This window comes from Allobaculum fili (genome assembly GCF_020969955.1).
GTDB lineage: Bacteria > Bacillota_I > Bacilli_A > Erysipelotrichales > Erysipelotrichaceae > Allobaculum > Allobaculum fili.
This window is the reverse complement of record NZ_JAHDSX010000139.1, coordinates 1-306: the sequence shown is the minus strand read 5'-3', so window position 1 is coordinate 306 and position 306 is coordinate 1. Positions and strand designations below refer to the sequence as shown.

Genomic DNA, 306 nt, shown 5'->3' with positions numbered 1-306 from the left:
TTGACAAAACCTGTTTTGGCAAGAACTGGCTTTAACCCAAACAAGGTGTTCTCGCCACCCATCATGGCTCCAGCCTTCCCTTTTGCATCTTTGGAAGCCAGCGTTGCCTTAGAAGACATCAGAATATGCTTCGACCCTTTGAGAAGCCTGGCCTGCACGATTTCACCGCTTGCGATCAGCTCTCTCTGAGCATCCTTCCGGACTTCAGAGACCACTTTATCGTTAAAATTCTTAACGATATGAAAATAGTCAAATACGATAGAAATCCATGGGCATCGATCTTGAAATGCTTCCTGAAAATCAGAG

Annotated in this window: 1 protein-coding gene; it reads right to left on the bottom strand. The window is 45.1% G+C overall.

Translation table 11 applies throughout. The annotated features are described in order from the left end of the window. On the bottom strand, positions 1–306 hold a 306-nt coding region (locus Afil_RS10835), incomplete at both ends, for a transposase (RefSeq protein WP_230268560.1).